At 37.1% G+C, this 17810-nt stretch carries 16 protein-coding genes; 9 read left to right on the forward strand and 7 right to left on the reverse strand.

Features of this window, described 5'->3' with window-relative positions:
• Positions 1-290: 290 nt before the first annotated feature.
• A complete protein-coding gene (locus BCR25_RS00900) occupies positions 291-1832 on the forward strand; it encodes an ABC-F family ATP-binding cassette domain-containing protein (RefSeq protein ID WP_069661718.1) in 1542 nt (513 codons plus the stop codon).
• Positions 1833-2007: 175 nt separating this feature from the next.
• Here the strand turns inward: BCR25_RS00900 and efaA are convergent, their stop codons facing one another.
• The 4 genes from efaA to BCR25_RS00920 form a co-directional block, all read right to left on the reverse strand.
• Positions 2008-2937 carry an Mn/Fe ABC transporter substrate-binding lipoprotein EfaA gene (efaA, locus tag BCR25_RS00905; protein ID WP_069661719.1) on the reverse strand — a complete coding sequence of 310 codons (930 nt, stop codon included), beginning with the start codon at positions 2935-2937 and terminating at the stop codon, positions 2008-2010.
• The gene (locus BCR25_RS00910; RefSeq protein ID WP_069661720.1) at positions 2934-3788 is read right to left on the reverse strand and encodes a metal ABC transporter permease; all 855 of its coding nucleotides are present in this window, start codon (positions 3786-3788) and stop codon (positions 2934-2936) included. The genes efaA and BCR25_RS00910 overlap by 4 nt, the downstream gene beginning before the upstream one ends.
• Positions 3785-4540 (reverse strand): metal ABC transporter ATP-binding protein, encoded by a 756-nt coding sequence (locus BCR25_RS00915; protein WP_069661721.1) that lies wholly within the window; start codon positions 4538-4540, stop codon positions 3785-3787. The genes BCR25_RS00910 and BCR25_RS00915 overlap by 4 nt, the downstream gene beginning before the upstream one ends.
• 182 nt (positions 4541-4722) lie before the next feature.
• Positions 4723-5916 carry a serine hydrolase domain-containing protein gene (locus BCR25_RS00920; RefSeq protein ID WP_069661722.1) on the reverse strand — a complete coding sequence of 398 codons (1194 nt, stop codon included), beginning with the start codon at positions 5914-5916 and terminating at the stop codon, positions 4723-4725.
• Positions 5917-6145: 229 nt separating this feature from the next.
• Between BCR25_RS00920 and BCR25_RS00925 the strand changes: the two genes are divergently transcribed.
• From BCR25_RS00925 to mnmA, 5 genes are all read left to right on the forward strand, one after another.
• The gene (locus BCR25_RS00925; RefSeq protein WP_069661723.1) at positions 6146-7111 is read left to right on the forward strand and encodes a ribose-phosphate diphosphokinase; all 966 of its coding nucleotides are present in this window, start codon (positions 6146-6148) and stop codon (positions 7109-7111) included.
• Positions 7112-7197: 86 nt separating this feature from the next.
• Positions 7198-8094, forward strand: a complete 897-nt coding sequence (gene rarD, locus BCR25_RS00930) for an EamA family transporter RarD (RefSeq protein WP_069661724.1) — start codon at positions 7198-7200, stop codon at positions 8092-8094.
• 74 nt (positions 8095-8168) lie between these two features.
• Positions 8169-9314 carry a cysteine desulfurase family protein gene (locus BCR25_RS00935; protein ID WP_069661725.1) on the forward strand — a complete coding sequence of 382 codons (1146 nt, stop codon included), beginning with the start codon at positions 8169-8171 and terminating at the stop codon, positions 9312-9314.
• A gap of 82 nt (positions 9315-9396) precedes the next feature.
• Positions 9397-9738: a DUF1831 domain-containing protein gene (locus BCR25_RS00940; RefSeq protein ID WP_069661726.1), complete on the forward strand. Its 342-nt coding sequence runs from the start codon at positions 9397-9399 to the stop codon at positions 9736-9738.
• Between the two features lie 204 nt (positions 9739-9942).
• Positions 9943-11067, forward strand: coding sequence for a tRNA 2-thiouridine(34) synthase MnmA (mnmA, locus tag BCR25_RS00945; protein ID WP_069661727.1), 1125 nt, complete (start codon positions 9943-9945; stop codon positions 11065-11067).
• A 19-nt stretch (positions 11068-11086) separates the two neighbouring features.
• On the opposite strand, the gene BCR25_RS00950 is transcribed toward mnmA, so the two are convergent.
• On the reverse strand, positions 11087-11479 hold the full coding sequence (locus tag BCR25_RS00950) for a hypothetical protein (RefSeq protein ID WP_069661728.1): 393 nt from the start codon (positions 11477-11479) through the stop codon (positions 11087-11089).
• A 219-nt stretch (positions 11480-11698) separates the two neighbouring features.
• Here BCR25_RS00950 and BCR25_RS00955 point away from each other — a divergent pair, with 219 nt between their 5' ends.
• Positions 11699-12064 carry a DUF1033 family protein gene (locus BCR25_RS00955; RefSeq protein ID WP_069661729.1) on the forward strand — a complete coding sequence of 122 codons (366 nt, stop codon included), beginning with the start codon at positions 11699-11701 and terminating at the stop codon, positions 12062-12064.
• Between the two features lie 324 nt (positions 12065-12388).
• Here the strand turns inward: BCR25_RS00955 and BCR25_RS00960 are convergent, their stop codons facing one another.
• Positions 12389-13102, reverse strand: coding sequence for a DsbA family oxidoreductase (locus BCR25_RS00960; RefSeq protein ID WP_139124496.1), 714 nt, complete (start codon positions 13100-13102; stop codon positions 12389-12391).
• Positions 13103-13279: 177 nt separating this feature from the next.
• On the opposite strand from BCR25_RS00960, the gene BCR25_RS00965 reads away from it, so the two are divergent.
• Positions 13280-15364 (forward strand): DNA topoisomerase III, encoded by a 2085-nt coding sequence (locus BCR25_RS00965; RefSeq protein ID WP_069661730.1) that lies wholly within the window; start codon positions 13280-13282, stop codon positions 15362-15364.
• 77 nt (positions 15365-15441) lie between these two features.
• On the opposite strand, the gene BCR25_RS00970 is transcribed toward BCR25_RS00965, so the two are convergent.
• Positions 15442-15756: a DUF1700 domain-containing protein gene (locus tag BCR25_RS00970; RefSeq protein WP_069661731.1), complete on the reverse strand. Its 315-nt coding sequence runs from the start codon at positions 15754-15756 to the stop codon at positions 15442-15444.
• Between the two features lie 227 nt (positions 15757-15983).
• Between BCR25_RS00970 and BCR25_RS00975 the strand changes: the two genes are divergently transcribed.
• Positions 15984-17591 (forward strand): DUF5776 domain-containing protein, encoded by a 1608-nt coding sequence (locus BCR25_RS00975; protein ID WP_069661732.1) that lies wholly within the window; start codon positions 15984-15986, stop codon positions 17589-17591.
• Positions 17592-17810 lie beyond the last annotated feature (219 nt).

A 17810-nucleotide genomic window follows, 5' to 3' on the forward strand; every position in this document is an offset into this window, starting at 1 on the left:
TTGCTTTTGGCGATGAACTTGATTTTTATAACGCAGATCAAAGGACAACGTGTTTCGTACGTTGTCCTTTGTTGATAGTGGCAAGGGATAAGATAGGAGAGCCTATTTGATCGCTTGTTTTTTTGTCTGAATAAACAACAAATGACCTTTACGTTAAACGTACGAAAGCGTTGTGCAAAACAACTTTAATTTTTGAGTAGATAAAAACTGATGTTTACTATAATTTACAACGAATGAAGAGCAAAGCGTTTCAAAGGAAGCTTTGCAAAAATCGAAAAGAGGAAGAAAAAATGAGTATATTAACAATCGAACATCTAACCCAACGTTTTGGGGAAAAAATTTTATATGAAGATGCTTCTCTGCGAGTCAATAAAGGGGATCATATGGGATTAACAGGACAAAATGGTGTAGGGAAATCTACTTTAGTCAAAATCTTAACTGGTGAAATTTTGGCAGATGATGGGAGTATCATTTGGCAAAACAATACTAAAATAGGCTATTTAGATCAATATGTGGAAGTAATCGGTGAACACACGATTAATCAGTTTTTACATCAAGCATACAAACCGCTATATGAAATCGAAAAACAAATCAATGATCTATACGCAACATTTGGTGAGACTGGTGAAGCTAAATTATTAGAACGAGCAGGGAATTTACAAACACAGCTAGATGAAAGTGATTTTTATCAAAGCGATACGATCATCAACGATCTTGCAAATGGTTTAGGGATTGAGGCGATTGGATTAGAGCGTCCGATGAATGAACTGAGTGGAGGTCAAAGATCGAAAGTTATTTTAGCGAAGTTGCTTTTAGAGGAACCAGATGTGTTGCTTTTAGATGAGCCGACAAACTATTTGGATGACACGCATATTCAGTGGCTCATCAATTATCTGAATAATTTTAATGGGACGTTTATTTTGGTTTCTCATGATTATCATTTTTTAAACGCAGTAACGAATTGCATCTGTGATATTGAGTTTGGTAAATTGACAAAATATACCGGAAATGTCGAAAAATCATTCGCTCAAAAAGAACAAAACAAAGAAAGCTATTTAAAACAATACCACGCGCAACAAGCAAAAATCGAAAAAGCTGAAGCCTATATCCGCAAATACAAAGCAGGAAATCGCGCAACAATGGCGAAAAGTCGTCAAAAACAATTGGATCGCTTAGAACGAATGGCACCACCGGGAAGTTTGATGAAACCAAATCTTCATTTTCCTTATCAGCCGATTGTTGCCAGTCTAGCATTGATCACAGATGAATTAGTGATCGGCTATGCTGAACCATTACTGGCACCGATCAATTTATCTGTCCATAGTGGAGAAAAAGTTGCTATCAAAGGATTTAATGGAATCGGTAAGTCGACCTTGATCAAAACGCTGACTGGTAAAATAAAGTCGATCAGCGGTGAATTTCAATATCCAGCGAATACAAAAATTGCTTATTTTTCCCAAGATTTGGTGTGGGAAAATGAGTATTTAACGCCGATTACTTATTTAAGTGACTGTTATCCAAAGAAGAATGTCAAAGAAATTCGTACTTTTTTAGCTAAAAGTGGACTTCCTGACAAACTAGTCAATCAACAAATTCGCTTGTTAAGTGGAGGCGAGCAAACAAAAGTGAAATTGTGTGAACTAACAATGACTACCAGTAATCTTATCTTTTTAGATGAGCCGACGAATCATATCGATACTGCCGCTAAAGATAGTTTACGCCAAGCAATTCAGCAATACCAAGGAACGATTGTGATTGTTTCCCATGAAGAGGAATTTTATACAGATATTGTTGATCGTGTTATTAATATTGAAGAGATGATGCGTTCGTAAATAAAATTGAGTCCGAAACAAAACGAAAAATCAGTGTTGTTTCGGACTCTAAAACATAATAAACGGAGGCTAAAAGTTAGCTTCTTCGCCAATTTCACAAAAAATCGAGCAATACAAAAATCGTATTGTTCGATTTTTGTATTGCTCGAACCTAAGTGACATTTGGCTCACCCTTTTACTGTGTCAGACCTTCATGAATCTTTTCTAAATTCCATTTCATCATTGAATAATAACTGTCGCCTTCTTCTCCTTGTTTAGCAAGAGAATCAGTAAAAATCGTGCTGTAGATCGGCAGGTCAGTTTCTTTGGAAACACGTTCCATACTACGCTTATCTACACTTGTTTCAACAAAAAGAGCGGGAACTTTCGTTTGATGGATCTTATCGATAATCTGTTTCATTTGATCAGGTGTTCCTTGACTTTCCGTGTTGATCTCCCAAATATAACCAGCGGTCAATCCGTACGCTTTTGAAAAATATTTGAATGCTCCTTCACTAGTTACTAACAACTTCTTACTTTCAGGAATATCAGCAAATTTTTCTTTTCCTTCTTGATCTAGTGCTGTTAACTTTTTAATATAAGCTTCAGCATTTTGCTCGTACGTTACTTTATTTTCAGGATCCTTGTCAATCAATGTATCTCTAATTTTTTCCACATATAAAATTCCATTTTGAATATCCAACCAAGCGTGGGGGTCTTGCTCGTTCTCCTGGCCAGCACTGGTTAAATACATGGGTTGAACATTGGTGCTGACAGAAAAATAGTCTTCATTTTCTTTTTTCTTTGCTGTTTCCATTAATTTGTTGAACCAGCCATTGCCGCCAGTTTCCAAGTTTAGTCCATTAAAGAATAAGATGTCCGCTTCAGACGCTTTAGCGATATCTTCTGGTAAAGGCTCGTATTCATGAGGATCTGTTCCAACAGGGACGATGCTATGAATATTGACTAGATCTTTACCAACATTTTTTGTCATGTCAGCAAGAATCGAATTTGTTGCAACGATGTTTAGCTTGTTTGATTCTGCTTTATCCCCAGTATTTGTTTGACAAGCTGCAAGTGAAAATAGACTTGCACAAGCAACGATAGTTAAAAGTAGTTTTTTCATACAGACACCTCTTCCTTTGATTTATTGGCAAATAGTAGTCCTTTTTTCGGTGAGAATAAAAAGGCAAGAATGAAAAATGCTGCAGCAGTTAATACGATCGTAGCTCCAGAGGCTAAATTATAAGAGTAGCTGAAAAATAGCCCAATAATTGAACTTAAGATACCGAATAATGAGGCCAAACTGATCATTGTTGGTAAATGAGTGGTCAAAAGATACGCAGTGGCTGCTGGTGTAATTAACATCGCAATAACTAAAATCGTGCCGACTGTTTGCAATGAAGACACAGCAACAAGGGTTAATAAAAACATCAAAGCATAATGGAAAAACTGCACATTTAAGCCATAAGCCTGTGCCATTGTTGGATCAAAAGAGGTAATTTGCAATTCTTTATAAAACAATCCAACAAAAATAAGTACAACGATACCTACGATCACTGTAATCAAGATATCTGAATCTCGCACAGCCAATACATTTCCAAAAAGGATATGATAAAGATCGGTAGAGCTTTTAGCAAAAGAAATCATAATGATCCCAAGTGCAAAAAACGAACTGAACACAACACCGATAGCAGTATCATTTTTTAACTGACTTTTTTGTGTGATAAATCCAATTAACAAAGCAGCAAGGATTCCGAAAATAGAAGCGCCAAAGATGTAATTCACACCAAACATATAAGAAGCGGCTACTCCGGGAAGAACCGCATGGGAAATGGCATCACCCATTAAAGACATCCCTCTTAAAACAATAAATGAACCGATCACTCCTGAAACTAAACCGACAATGACCGAAGTGATCAACGCGTTTTGTAAAAATTGGTACCGAACCAGTCCGTCAATAAAATTTGTAATCATGCATCCGCCACTCCTTTAATGATAATGTCGCCCATAGTTTCTCCGTAGGCAAGCTGAATATTTTTATTGGTAAAGGTTGTCGCTACTGGACCAAAAGCAATCAGCTCTTTCTTTAAAATAACCACATCGTCAAAGTAATGAGCTACTTTATGAAGATCATGATGGACGATCACAATCGTTTTACCAGCGTTTTTCAGCTGTTTAAGAATATCCATAATGACTTTTTCACTGGTCATGTCGATCCCGACAAAAGGTTCATCTAAAACAATGATATCTGCCTCTTGAGCTAAAACACGCGCAATGAAGACACGCTGCAGCTGTCCTCCTGATAATTCACCAATCTGTCTTTTAGCGAAAGCTTCCAGCTGAACAGTTTTAAGTGCAGATAATGCTTTTTCTTTTTCCTGTTTTTTGGGGCGATGAAACACGCCTAATTTGGGATACGTTCCTAAAAGAACAACTTCCAATACGTTGATAGGAAAAGAAAGATCTAAAGCACTGCGCTGTTCAACATAGGCGATGCGTTTCTTTTGAGTATCGATGGGCGCCTCTCCTAAAAGAACCGTTCGAGAATCAGCTTTGATTAACCCTAATAGGCCTTTTAGAAAAGTGGATTTACCAGCACCATTAGGCCCGATAATCCCAGTGATCTTTCCAGCAGCTAGCTGTAACGAAATGTCCAATAATGCTTTTTGTCCTTGATAGCTAACAGTCAAATTTTGGACTGTAATGTTATTATTAGTTATAGACATAAAAAAACCTCCTTTTTAGGTTTGCCTTAAAATAAGTATAAGACAAAGCTAAAACGAAAGCAAGTTTTTTTAGGTGAACCTAAAAATATGGAACGCAACGTTATGAGTTACGCTCCAGATTTGTTTATTGTAGATCAGCAGCAGAAGTAAAGACGAGACTTTTGTGTTGTCTGTTGGACAAGTTATGCTTGATAAGGTCCCGGTAAATTAAACAGTGCATTCGCTAGGTCCGAATTAGTTTTGTCCTTAGGATGTTGGTTTGACAAGAGAATCACCGCATCTTGTTGATCTTTTGAGAATAGTGCATTGGATTCAAAACCAGCTTCAGATCCGTGTCCTTTGATGTAGCTGGGAAAGTTGTATAGTCCGCCCATATACTTGGTCTCTGTATCGGGAGTCCATAGTTCGCTCATGAGCTGCTTACTTATAAAGTCTCCTTCAAATAGGTGTGCATAAAATAGGTAAAGGTCACCCACCGTCATAGCGACGTTCCCAGTACCAACTTCTTGATCGAAGGTTAAATGATTATCCATGATTTCATCCCCGAAGTCTTTACCAGAAACATTTTCATAGGCATATGTTCGATTGAAAGAGGTCAAAAAGTCGTCATAAAAAGTTGTGTGCATCAATTTAGCATTCTGAACAAAAGTTTGATTGAACAATTCACGATACGTTTGATTTGTTACTCGCTCTAAAACCCCTGCTAGTATTCGATAATTGACGCCATCGTATTTATATTTTCCATAGTTGCCCATTTGCGCATGAGTGATCGAAAAATGAAGAAAGTCATCATCGGACATCATTTCAGTTGGATAGTCCTTTTGATACAAACCAGAACGCATAGAAAGCAATTGCCGAATCGTTATTTTTTCACTGCCTGGGACAGAAGGATAAAAGTTATTTAAGGTTTGATCTAAAGCAAGCTGGTTCTTTTGGACTTGCTGCAAAACTAAAACAGCAGTCAGTGCTTTTTGGATTGAACCGATTTGGAAGGTAGATTGCTCTGTATTTGGTCTACTTTCAGCAACATTGGCATGCCCAAATCCTTTTTGTAGAACAATGTTTCCTTGATGAACCACTAGGGCTGTGCCTGTAAATTTTTTATCGATCAGCTTCTGCTGTAATTCCTTAGCAAGTGTAGAGTGCGGCTCGACGGTTTGATTGAAGTTTTCAGCATTTTTAGCACTGTCCGTAAGAGTTTCCGAAGACTGCGTGGTTTGAATCGTCGACTCACTTGTCTCCTGTGTGGTGATAGAAGTCGTTGGCTGTTGAAAAAAGAGCAAATATATTTCTAGACCTACAACAATAATCAACAGTAAAATAACGAGTACAGGTATCCACGGATTCATTTTTTTGTGATGTTTTTTATGGTGCATACGCGAATCACCTCCAATATATTCTTATTTTACTGATGAGTGACAGTCATGTGCAATGTGATGTTATGTGATTTAACGAACAATTTTGTAAGCATAGATCACTCTCGAAAAAACAGGAATTCGTAGGTGAAAGAAAAAGATCAATGATTTTTTTTTCAATCAATGGTAAAATAACTATTGAAGCTTTTAATCATATTAGAGCAAAAATACCAGGAACACGGAGGAAATCATGACCCAAAAATACCAAGATAAAACATTACGTATCTTTAGTTTGAATGCCAATCGTCCTTTAGCGGAAAAAATAGCTGAGGTTGTCGGGACTGAATTAGGAAAGAGTACGGTTCGGCAATTTAGTGATGGAGAGATTCAAATCAATATCGAAGAGAGTATTCGTGGGGACCATGTCTTTCTTATTCAATCAACTAATTTGCCTGTAAATGATCATCTGATGGAGTTATTGATCATGATCGATGCGTTAAAACGGGCCAGTGCGAAAACGATTAATGTTGTCTTACCTTATTATGGCTATGCACGACAAGACCGCACAGCAAAACCAAGAGAACCAATCACCGCCAAGCTAGTCGCTAATTTATTAGAAGAAGCAGGCGCCACCCGAGTATTGACGCTTGATTTACATACTGTTCAGGTACAGGGATTCTTTGATATTCCTGTAGATAATTTATTTACGATGCCTTTATTCGCTCATAATTATCGCAAACAAGGAACAACCGGTGAAGATGTTGTGGTGGTTTCGCCAAAGAATAGTGGTGTTCAACGGGCTAGAAGCTTGTCTGAGTATCTTGATGCCACCTTGGCGATCATTGATCAAGACGAAGTCGATGGTGTGCGTTCCGGTTATGTGATTGGTGAAGTCAAAGGAAAAACCTGTATTTTAGTCGATGATATCTTAAATACAGGAGAAACGCTGACTACCGCTGCCAAAATCTTGAAGAAAAATGGAGCTAAATGCATTTATGCTTGTGCTTCTCATGGCTTACTTTCAAAAGGAGCCAAACAAACACTTGATGATTCGCCGATCGAACAAATTTGTGTAACAGATTCAGTGTTCATCTCTGAAGAACGTCAGCCTAAAGCGCTGAATATTGTTTCTTGTGCAGAATTGATGGGAGAAGCAGTGAAACGGATTCATGAGAATACACCGATGAGCCCGCTGTTTCGTTTAGAAGAAAAATAGTTATTAATTGTTTTACGAAAGAAAGAAGTTCAGCAGTGCGTTTACACTGAACTTCTTTTTATTGAATACGAAGGGGAGTTGTTTTATTGAAAGAGCAAAGAAAGGGAGTTTTGTTAGGGTTCATTGCATATATATTTTGGGGGATTATTCCAATATATTGGAAGCTGATGCCGATGGTCGATCCACTTGATATTTTGTGCTATCGAATCATTTGGTCGTTTGTATTTATGTTGCTTTATATTTTCCTCACAAAAAAATGGACGTTGTTTTTAGCAGAAGTGAAAAGTGTACTGAAAGAGAAGAAGAAACTACTTGCGATTATTTGTGCGGCTATTTTGATTTCATTGAATTGGTTTACGTTCATCTATACGGTTAGTCAAGGTCATGTGACCCAAGCAAGTTTAGGTTATTATATGAATCCGTTGGTCAATGTTTTACTGGCGACGTTGATTTTAAAAGAAAAATTAAGCCGTTCTGGCATGATCGCCTGCGCGTTGGCATTCACAGGGGTCTTGTTATTGACGATTCAAACAGGGGAATTGCCTCTTGCTCCTTTGATTATGGCAGTAACGTTTAGCTTTTACGGATTGATCAAAAAGGGTGTATCTGTCAGCTCATATACAGGTTTGACCATTGAAACATTTGTTATTTTGCCGCTTGCGTTGATTTATGTACTATTTTTTTCAAAACAAGGTTTCATGAACTATGAGCTATCCACCAATATGTTATTAGTCGGTGCCGGGATAGTTACAGCCATTCCTTTATTACTTTTTGCAGAGGCTGCCAAACGGATTTCTTACATTATTTTAGGCTTTATTCAGTATGTAGGACCGACCTTAATGCTGCTGTCGGCACTTTTTTTATACCACGAACCTTATTCAGCGGAACAATTTATCGCGTTTGGTTTTATTTGGTTAGCGATCGCAGTCTTTACCTATGGCAATATCTATACCTATCGAAAAGAAAAACAATTTACCAAATGATTAACAGCTTTGAGGAACAGATTCACTTATGTTAAAATAACCTCATTAAACGTGGTTCAGAAAGGACGAGTGCAATGACACCGATATATTTAGATCATGCAGCAACTACACCGATGCATCCAAACGTCATTGAAGTGATGGCAGACGAAATGGCACACACATTTGGAAATCCCTCTAGTATCCATACGTTTGGACGACAAGCGCATCGTAAAATTGAAAATGTTCGCCAAGTGATTGCTCAAAGTCTTCAAGTCAGACCACATGAAATCATTTTTAATAGCGGTGGCACTGAAGGCGACAACACTGCCATTATTGAAACAGCCTTGTCCAAAAAAAATCAGGGAATGCACCTGATCACGACAGCAATCGAGCACCCTGCTGTTTTAGAAACAATGAAGTATTTAGAATCGATCGGGTTTGATGTTACCTATCTTCCAGTGAATGAAAAAGGCGAACTGACTGTTTCAGATCTCGAACAGACATTACGTCCTGATACGATTCTAGTTTCGATTATGTATGGCAATAATGAGATAGGGAATCTTATGCCGATCAAAGAAATTGGCTCATTATTGAAGAATCATTCAGCAGTTTTTCACACAGATGCTGTTCAAGCGTATGGTTCTGAGCGCATCTATCCACATGAACTTGGCATCGATCTACTTAGTATTTCAGCTCATAAAATCAATGGACCGAAAGGCGTCGGTTTTCTTTATAAAAGTGATGAAATCTCACTTCCTGCTTTTTTACATGGCGGAGAGCAAGAGGAAAAACGCAGAGCTGGAACAGAAAACGTTGCTGGTATTGTTGGTTTAGGCAAAGCCGTAGAGTGTTTAACAGATACTGAAAAAGAGCAGCGTCATCATGCGTATACTCGTTATCAAGCCTTGATTTTAGAAAAGTTGGATCAAGCGGGCATCGAGTATCAGATCAACGGGAATCCTGAAAATAAGTTGGCGCATATCGTAAATCTGTATTTTCCTAACGTTTCGAGTGACTTATTATTGATGCATCTGGATTTGCAAGGTGTAGCAATTTCAACAGGATCAGCGTGTACAGCAGGAACAGTCGAACCTTCTCATGTTCTTGAAGCTATGTATGGAAAAAATCATCCCGCAATCAAAGAATCTGTAAGGGTTAGCTTTGGTTTAAACAATACCGATGAACAAATCGAGCGTTTTACCCAAATTTTGATCCAAACGATTCAGAAAATCCGGCAGTAACAAAAGAAAAACTGATTAATGGTAGAAAAAAATTATTGTAACAATTATAATAGAAGTGACAACGAATGAATGAGGTGGAAAAATGGCATTTGAAAATAAAGCAACAGTAGAAGGCTCTGAAGTCTATTACAAAGTAAATGAACAAGCAAAGAAATATACATTAAAAGATAACGGTTTTGTCGAAACAAACTCTGGCAACTTTCAGTTGATTCGTCCACTGAACGCAACACCACAAAGTAAAGACGGCTTCAAACTAAAAATCACGATCGCTAATGATTTAAAGACACTAAAAATGTCCGTAACAACAGCGAATGGCTTAAAAGCGATGAATATTTTTAAAAGTGATGCTCATGCAATGAGTCAAGAAAAATTCTATTTCTTGATGGACGGTATGATCAGCCGTGGTGTGCTGGAAAAAGCATAGTTTCTAACAAAAAAATAAGACACAATCTTTTATGATTGTGTCTTATTTTTTGTTAGAATGAAGAAAAGTTTCCTAAGAAAACAAGGAGTTCTCACTCAATACCTTTACATCTTCTAAAATCCTAGTATAATAAGTATCACTGAAAAGTTACGACCTTCAAATCGTGGATGATTTCAGAATCTAAATTGAAATGATGGTGATCAAATGACAGATAACAGCAAAACTCGTGTTGTTGTAGGCATGAGTGGCGGTGTGGATTCATCTGTTACAGCACTGCTTTTAAAAGAGCAAGGCTATGATGTCGTGGGTATCTTCATGAAAAACTGGGATGATACTGACGAAAATGGTGTATGTACAGCTACAGAAGACTATAAAGATGTCGCAAAAGTAGCAGACCAAATTGGTATTCCTTATTATTCAGTCAACTTTGAAAAAGAATATTGGGATCGAGTATTTGAATACTTTTTAGCGGAATATCGCCGCGGACGCACGCCGAACCCAGATGTAATGTGCAACAAGGAAATCAAATTCAAAGCCTTTTTGGATTATGCGATGCAATTAGGGGCAGATTATGTGGCAACAGGACATTATGCTCAAATAGAACGAAAAGAAGATGGCACGGTGCGTATGTTGCGCGGTGTTGATAACAATAAAGATCAAACGTATTTTTTGAGCCAACTTTCACAAGCTCAATTAGCGAAAACCATGTTTCCTTTAGGCGGCATGGAAAAGTCAGAAGTACGTGCAATTGCTGAAAGAGCCAATTTGGCAACTGCGAAGAAAAAAGATTCTACCGGTGTTTGTTTCATTGGAGAAAAGAATTTTAAACAATTTCTAAGCAACTATCTACCCGCTAAAAAGGGGAATATGGTTACCTTAGATGGAGAAATCAAAGGACAACATGACGGTTTGATGTATTATACGATCGGTCAACGTCAAGGTCTAGGTATCGGTGGTGGCAAAGGCTCGCAAGAACCGTGGTTTGTTATCGGTAAGGATTTAGAAACCAATACGTTGTATGTTGGACAAGGCTTCCATCATGAACGTTTGTATGCAACTCATTTAGATGCAAGTGAGATTCATTTTACAGTGGATACTGACATGCCGAAAGAATTTGAATGTACAGCGAAGTTCCGTTATCGTCAACAAGACGTACCCGTTAAAGTTGTTTTAACTGGCGACGGTACGACAGCAAAAGTTATTTTTGCTGAACCAGTCCGAGCAATTACTCCTGGACAAGCCGTAGTTTTTTATGATGGAATGGAATGTCTTGGCGGTGGATTGATCGACCAAGCATACCAAGAAGAAAAAGTACTGCAATATGTATAGAAAAAAACGAGTAGATATTCTACTCGTTTTTTTGATCAACTGTGCGAATATATGCTTGAGAATCTGGGGACAAAATCAAATAGATAAATGATACGAGTTCTATTACGCGAAAAGCCAGCATCACCATTTTAGGCAATAGACTCACCATGATCGGTGGGTAAAAATATTGAAGAATAATAAAGGGAATAAACAGACAGGATAAAATATAGCCCTTTTTTCCACCTGTCAGCAGTCCGGCAATGACAATGATATACACAAGAAAAATTAACATTTGATACCAAACATCTCCGCCGAAGGTCCCATTCCCTTCAACGACAGCTTTTAAAGCCATGATCAAAGAAACAATGAGCAGGATGTTATTATAAAGAAGTAAATAAATACCGATGGAATTCCAAAATACAGGTTTTTTCATACTAAAAATGTCCTTTCTATACTATTCATATTTTAGCAAAAGCCTTTTCTATTCGCAATCAGATACAAAAGTAAAAATTTATTCTTTTAGCAGTCGGTACTTATGGTAAAATAAAAATAATGAAGGTTTAAACAAAAGTATTTCACAAGCACTTAAGTTGAAAGTTTTTGTTTAAGTAACTAGAATAGCACTTGTAGAAAGAATTGGAGTGATTCATGGATGTATCAAGTGATTACCATGTATGGCGATAATGAGCCGTGGTGGTTTTTTGAAGACTGGCAAGAAGATGTCGAAGAAGATAAAACGTTTGATTGCCTAGAAGAAGCTGAACGTTACTACATAAAAAAATGGCAGGAACTCTCGTCCACCTATGAATACATAAATACTAAAGTAAACTATTTAGCTGCTTTTTGGAATGATGGAGACGAACGCTGGTGTGAAGAGTGCGATGAAGATTTGCAGCAATACAAAGGGTTAGCCTTATTAAAGGACAATCAGTCAGTGACTTTTGAAAGTGGAGATGATTTTCATGAGCGCAACAATGATTGTGGAAAACCGAAATGTTGTAAATCCAGCTTCGCTTAAAAATATAGAGCATAAGATATCAAACGTGTATCTTATGCTCTATATTTTCTTTTTTTTTTGAAAAAGTAAATCACTGAAAACATACGGCAATCAAAAGTGATAGCTTCAAAATGCATAGGATCATTTCCAACAATCGCTTTATGCGAAATGTAACTTGAAAAATTGAGTTATAAGGAAGCCAGTGATTCTTCCTGTTTTGATTGAACATAGCTTCTATCTATATATTAAAATATAGTGTTGATTTTAGTCTCAACTCTCAGCTGGGAGAGAATTTTGTCTGATGACTTATTTTTCAAGGTGCAACGTTTTCAGCTCAACTTTTTATTAATCTTTACATATCCATTTGCCATTTTCCATAGTACATGAAGCATCAGAGGGCTGGTTTGTATCAATAACTTCGATGATTGGCGCTTCCTTTTCCTGAATAGTTTTAAGTGCTTGAATGATTTGCTCCAGAGGCTGAGCGCCATTGATCAAATACTTTCCATTGACGATCAAGGCTGGCACCCCTGATAATTGGTATTTATCAGCTAATTGAAAATCGGATTCGACAAGAGCGAGCGTTTTAGGATCGTGAAAGGCTTGTTGCCATTGTTCAAAATCAAGTGTACTTTTTTGAACAATAGAAGAAATGACATTAAGATCCTCAATATTTTGATTGTGAACAAAAAGTGCTTCCTGTAATGCATCAAAAATCTGCCAATAGCCTTCTTCTCCAGCAATGATCCTTGCTGCTTTAGCGGCAATCAAACCGTTTTTAGAAGTGGGGAAGGGAAAATCTGCCTGTTCCATGCCTGAAATATTGAAACGGTGTAAATCATCATTTTGGTTTGCCTGTGTCCAGTGAGACAGGATCTCCTTTTTCGCTTGTTCTCTGGAACCAAACATTTGAGCAAGGTGTTCTGGTTCCCAAGCTAGAGCAAACGAACAATGAACAATGTTGATATCGCTCATTTCTTTTTGGACTTGTCTCATGCGATAAGACATTGGAAAGCAAAAACTGCAAATAACATCGTGAAAAAATTCAATTGTGATCATAAGTTCTCCTTTAGTTTATATACTTACTAATAGTAAGTATATCCTTTTAAACGTTACATTTCAATAAAAAGATTTTAGTAGACCGCAATGGAGCTGTAGAATGTGTTAAAATAAAGGCATTGAATTTTTGAAATGGATCAAACTACATATAAAATCATAGAGAAGTGAGTGACGAAAATGGCAAACAAACAACTGATTATTGCTGAAAAACCTAGTGTTGCCAAAGACTTAAGCAAGGTGCTAGGAGCAAATCAAAAAAATAAAAGTTATTATGAAGGGCCAACAGTCATCGTAACATGGGCCTTAGGACATCTATTAGGATTAAAAATGCCGGAGGATATTAATAAAGAGTGGCAATCGTGGCAAATGGAAACCTTGCCGATGCTTCCCAAAAATTTAGGCATTAAGCCGCTACCTAAAACAGGACATCAATTAAAAGCTATCAAACAATTGGCGAATCGTAAAGATGTTTCAGAGGCAGTAATCGCAACAGATGCAGGTCGTGAAGGGGAATTGGTTGCTCGCTGGATTTTGGAGTATGTGCATTTTAATAAGCCTGTCAAACGATTATGGATTTCCTCTCAAACAGATAAAGCGATCAAAGATGGCTTTAAAAAATTAAGACCAGCGAAAGAATACGACAATTTATATGATTCAGCTCTTGCGCGAGCTAAAGCTGATTGGCTAGTTGGTCTAAATGTGACCAGAGCATTAACTGTTAAATATCAAGATAGTCTTTCAGCTGGCCGTGTTCAAACGCCGACCTTGTCATTGGTTCGCCAACAAGAAAAGAAAATCGAAAGCTTTAGACCGCAAACGTATTTTTCTGTAGATTTACATGTTCAAAAAGAAAAGGCGAAACTCGTTCAAAGTAACCCGTATAGCTTTAAAGAAAGAAATGATGTAGAAGCTTTTGTAAAAAAACTAAGCGAAGGGAAAGGCAAAGTAACGGATATTCAGGAAAAAAGCAAAACCGAACAAGCACCGTTGCCTTATGACTTAACTGAAATTCAAAGAGAAGCGAATCAGCGCTACCAATTTTCAGCTAAGAAAACTCTATCCTTAGTTCAAAGCTTATATGAATTTCATAAAATCGTGACCTATCCAAGAACAGATAGTAAATATTTAACAACAGATATGAAAGCAACAATGAAAGAACGATTACAGGCAGTCAGTGACTTCGCCCCAGAAGTAAAAACCTATATCAAAAACGGTGCCCAAGTGAAATTGACTAAAGTCTTTCAAAATGAAAAGGTCACTGATCACCATGCGTTGATCCCAACAGAACAACGTGCGCGTTACGAAAAATTGAGTGGTGATGAACAAAAGATCTATAATATGATCGTCACACGTTTTTTAGGAATGTTTGCTGAGCCTCATCGTACAAAACAAACCAAAGTAACGGTCAGTTTTGGTAAAGAGCAATTTATTTTCCGTCAAAGTAAGGTCGAAGTTGCCGGCTGGAAACAGGAAAAAGAGGAGAGTGTTCCCTCTGTTGATTGGAAAGTAGGGATGGTCATTGCACCGAACTTTACGATCAATAAAGAATTAACTACACCGCCTAAACCATTGACTGAAGGCACCTTATTAGGGTTAATGGAAAAACACAGTTTAGGAACGCCAGCGACTCGTGCCGAAATTATTGAAAAGCTGATCAAATCAGAATTGATGGAACGAACCAACAGCGGGTTAATGGTCTCTTCAAAAGGAAAACAACTGCTTGAATTGGTCAATCCTTCTCTCGTTACACCTGAGCTAACAGAAAAATGGGAAAAAACACTTGAAGCGATTGCTAAAGGAAAACAAAGCAGTACGGTTTTCTTAAAGGAAATCGAACAGGATACTAAAAAATTAGTTAGTGAAATCAAGCAAAGTGAAAGCAAATATCAAGACTTTTCAATTACACAGAAAAAATGTCCAGACTGCGGGTCAAATTTACGCGAGAAAAATACCAAAGATGGAAAGATCTACGTATGCACAAACCAAGAGTGTAGCTATCGTAGAAGAAAAGATCCGAAGCTATCAAATCATCGTTGTTCTCAATGTCATCGGAAAATGGAAATCATCGATGGCAAAAATGGCGCTTATTTCAAATGTAAATATTGCTCGATCACTGAAAAAATGCAAGATAAAAAAGAACGAAGCAAGAAGCTGTCAAAACATGAAGAACGCAAATTGATGAAAAAATACGCTCAAAAAGAAGAGCCAGAAGAAAGTGCATTAGCCCAAGCTTTAAAAGCAGCAATGAAAGATAATGGATAGAACAATATAAAAAATATGGCTTAGAAACAACTGTATAGTTGTTTCTAAGCCATATTTTTATTTGTAAAAGCAGGTGATTATTTATATAAACTTTGCTGATGAAATACAAAATAATTGATAAACAACTGTTTTACTTTGCTCGTAGCAGTTTTCGCAAAAGGAAGTATGACTGTAAAACTAAGCGCAGCAAAAACGGAACCTAAAACAATTCGCCAAATCGTGAATTCTTGAAAATCTAAAAAGTGGGCAACCACTACTAAAAATGGTGAGGCAATAAAAGAAACAACCACCACCCACAAAGAAAAAACGAGCGCAATCAACGCAATACCAATTCCCACTAAAATCAAATCTAAGAACAGCAACCCAACTAACGCAACCATATTTATTTTCATTTGAACCTCCGAAAAGTTATTTGTTATCCTAAGTATGACAGAGTCGTCAGACAATGACACCCGACCTCCGACTGATTTTTAAGAAATGGATGTTAACTTAATAAAGGAGAAAAACGAAAGGAATTAAAAAGTTTTTATTTAGGTTTTTATTTTATACTATTGGTACCTGATAGAGAAATGAGATCTCACTTTGATGTATTAGGAAAAAAAGAAAAGAGGTTTTTAATATGGTATTGATTGGTGACGACTATCCAAGTAAATGGAAAAATCTGCCCATTAATGGAGCAGTGGATTCATGGGGGATGTATACACGACAATGTACATCTTTTGTGGCAAATCGATTAAGTGTAGTAAATAAATTTAATATCTCAAGACCGCCAAGTAATTGGAACGCTAATGTATGGGGGCAAAATGCGCAAAGCATGGGCTATAAAGTCGATAAGAACCCTAGTGTTGGTTCAGTGGCATGGTGGAATGCGGGTTTCCATGTTGCTTGGGTGGCAGAAGTAAAAAATGGTCAGGTATTGATCGAAGAATATAACAATCCAGCTGGTTCAGGGCGTTATAATAATCGATGGATCAATAGTAATAATGTGGATGGATATATTCATTTTAAAGATTTACCAACCACTGGTAATTCAAATTATTATGAGGTTAATCCTGGCAGCGTCATGTTGAAGAAAGCTGATGGTTTGTATGGAGCGAATGATGTCGATTTTAAAAACGGTGCTGTATTGGGAACCTTTGCTGCAGGAACGAAATTCTTTATTCAAGGAATCAAAAAATCGTCAGCTGGTATTCCAAGATTAGTAACGGGTTCAGGGCACTTGTTAACAGCAAATAAATCTTTGGTTGAACAATGCGATCTTGCATTTCCTAATTATTTCAATGTAAATCCTGTACAAGTAGAGCTACAAACAGAAGATGGTTTATATGCAGCAACTGATAGAGATTTCAAAAATGGATTGGTTGGAAACGTAAAATATAAGAAAGGAACACCATTTTACATTACAGGATTGACATACAATAGTACGGGCTATCCACGACTGATTACCTCGTCAGGACATTTGCTTTCTTCCAACAAAGCTGTTGTCAAAGTGTATTCTGGTTCGATGTTTACTAATTATTTTGCGACTAATCCGGTTAAGGTTGAATTGAAGACAACAGATGGCTTATATTCACGAAATGATGTCGATTTTAAAAATGGTTTAGTCAATAATAAGACGTATAACGTAGGAACACCTTTTTATATCGTTGGTATGACACAAAGTAGTAGTGGTCATCCACGATTGATTACTTCATCGGGACATCTACTTTCTTCCAACAAAGCTGTTGTCAAAGTGTATTCTGGTGCTATGTTTACCAATTATTTTGCGACTAATCCAGTTAAGGTTGAATTGAAGACAACAGATGGCTTATATTCACGAGATGATGTCGATTTTAAAAATGGTTTGATCAACAATAAAACGTATAACGTAGGAACGCCTTTTTATATTGTTGGTATGACACAAAGTAGCAGTGGTCATCCACGATTGATTACTTCATCGGGACATCTACTTTCTTCCAACAAAGCTGTTGTCAAAGTGTATTCAGGTATGTTGTTCAATAATTACTATCCAACGAATCCGGGACGAGTAAGATTGAAGGTGGCAGATGGTGTCTATGCACGAGAAGATGTTGATTTTAAAAATGGTTGTATGGATAACAAAACCTATGATGTAGGGACGTCATTTATAATTATTGGCATGACACAAAGTTCTACAGGAATTCCGAGATTGATTACGAATAACGGATATTTATTAAGTGCTAACAAATCGATAGTTGAAGCATATTAAAAAGCCGTTTAGTAAAAATAAAATAGTCAATTAAATACAAAATAGACAGACGAGAAAAAAGCATTTAGCTCATTAAGAGCAGCTTCTTCTCGCTGTCTATTCTATTTTTTAGGTATAACCCCTCCATTTTAGACTGATTTTCGATTTAGATCTATTCTCAAAAGCGAGTAAAATTTATTTTTTTTAAAGAGAGCGATTCTTAGATGGAAATTAATGATA

Source organism: Enterococcus termitis (assembly GCF_001730305.1).
GTDB classification, from domain to species: domain Bacteria; phylum Bacillota; class Bacilli; order Lactobacillales; family Enterococcaceae; genus Enterococcus_L; species Enterococcus_L termitis.